Source organism: Candidatus Frankia alpina (assembly GCF_902806485.1).
GTDB lineage: Bacteria > Actinomycetota > Actinomycetes > Frankiales > Frankiaceae > Frankia > Frankia alpina.
Window position 1 is genome coordinate 1 of the sequence record NZ_CADCWT010000432.1, and the last position, 2,076, is coordinate 2,076.

Genomic DNA, 2,076 nt, shown 5'->3' on the forward strand with positions numbered 1-2,076 from the left:
ACATTCCTCACAACCCAGAGTAACCAGTCAGCACGGAAAGTGACCTTCGCGCGGCCCTGCATTGCATGGGAATGGCAAAAGAAGGCAAACATATCTTCCCCCGATATGGCCTCTGCACGGTTCCCTCGGAACCCGAGGTCAGGCTGCTGCCAACTCGGCGCTCACGGAGCGCCGGTGGCCTCTGAAGGCGGAGATTTACTGACCGTGTCCCTCCCCCGGGGGGCTTCAGTTCTCGCTGCAAAGCAGACATGTAGCGCCGACACTGAATATCCGCACTCGACGCCACCGTGGCCGGCAGGGTCGCTCTGTGTTGCCTGGGAGCGGATCGCACCCATCAACGTGGGCGATACCGCATCCCCCGGTTTCGACCCTACGGCACCCGGACACCGCAGTATACGCCATTCGATATCCATGACGTCTACCTGTGAGCCATATCATGGCATCAGCTAGAATCTGATGAAGGAAACTTCCCGCCTATCCACGACATTCCACATAGAGGGCATAAAATGACATCCCATAATTATTGCTTCATAACTGTCATGGATGGACATAATGAACCCACCGACGTACGGCATGACCGAGCGAGGACCCTGACATGTCAGCGTTACGTCCTAATTGTATTTTGGCTATCTTGATTCACGCGACGCAGGAGATTCGTGAATAAAGCCTGCTGGCGGCGGGTCTGGAATGACGGACAAGCCGCTCGTTGAGTCAGGCGTGGATGGTGGGCGGCGCGGGGCGCCAGACCTCGGCGTGGGCATGTCCGCCGTCCCGAAGCCGGGCGCGCGCCGCCTGTTCGGAGACGTCGGGGCAATCGATGACCAGCCTCTGCGTGATCCCCACCTTCAACGAAGCACAGACGATCGAGCGGGTCGCGCAGGCCCTGCCGGGTCAGCAGCCGCGTTGCAGCACGAGGGCCTTCACCAGGGCTCCCCACTCGTAGGCGATGTTGTAGGGCAGTGACCGCGCCGGCATGGACGGCGCTTCCAGCTGCACGTCGCCGCGGAAGCAGCGGCCGACCCGCAGCCGGGCCCGCTCCGCCTGGGTCCGTCGCGCGACGACGATGACCTTCCGCCAGCCGTCGCGGCTCGCCAGCAGCCGGATCTCATGGGCCTCACCCTGGGTGGTGAACGGCTCCGGCCGAAAACAGATCACCCGCACCCCGGCCCCCGCCTCGGCGGCAGACGGACACCAGTTGAGCGGCGTCGACACCACCAGCGTCGACGCGTACCCCTCCCGGCTCAGCGTCAGTGCCCGCCCCAACCCGCCGTCCACGCCACCGAGCGCGACGATCGCGTCCGCCTTGGACGGCGGGTCGAGCGTCGGAAACACGAACAGCCGCAAAGTTGAGACGATCAGCGTCACGACAACAGCGACGGTGTCCAGGGACAGCCACCGCCGCCGCCAACGTCGTTGGCTGGTGCGACGATCATCCGCTTCCGCGGGCCGGCCGAGGTCCGTGGTGGGCCGGACGTCCCAGGCGCCCTCGTCCTCGTGCCCAGCTGGACGGGTCAGGATAGCCACGCTCCCCGCAACTTGGAGGATCTCCGCTCGTCCACCCACACCAACGACCTGGACCCGCCGATGTTCTCCACGACCCGCCGGTGTGACCGGATTCATCGGCAGCCACAGAACCGCTGCCGACGTTAGTAGCCGGCTGGTGGATCAGACGCCAGTCCGAGGGGTATGCGCCTGCCATCAGCAACGCTGCACTCGGCTCCCGGGCAGGATCGGCGCCAGCGCCTCGGTCAGGACGGTGAGCACCGTATACGGCTTAACCCGTCCGGAAAAACACGAGCGCGCCGCACGACCACGTGCTATTCGGGCCGTTCGGCCTGCACCGCGGCAATCGCATCGTCGACATCTGCCGACGGACCAGCGGCGGCGTCGCGCACGGCGAGGACTCCTTCAGGCAGAAGCGCTGTAGCGGGCCAGCAGTCAATGGCCCCGGCCGGCGTCTACCAGGCCCGGATGGCGATTCCGGCCCAGTCATAGTCGCGGAGCCCGTGCGCTCCGGGTCCGGCCAAGATCCGGCACCACGCCTGGGCGGGCAGAGCGGCGATCAGCGCGTCGGTT

At 65.4% G+C, this 2,076-nt stretch carries 1 protein-coding gene; it reads right to left on the reverse strand.

Annotation, left to right across the window (positions count from 1 at the left end; translation table 11 throughout):
- Positions 1–891: 891 nt before the first annotated feature.
- Positions 892–1,524 carry a YdcF family protein gene (locus G6R25_RS23665; protein ID WP_163554623.1) on the reverse strand — a complete coding sequence of 211 codons (633 nt, stop codon included), beginning with the start codon at positions 1,522–1,524 and terminating at the stop codon, positions 892–894.
- Positions 1,525–2,076 lie beyond the last annotated feature (552 nt).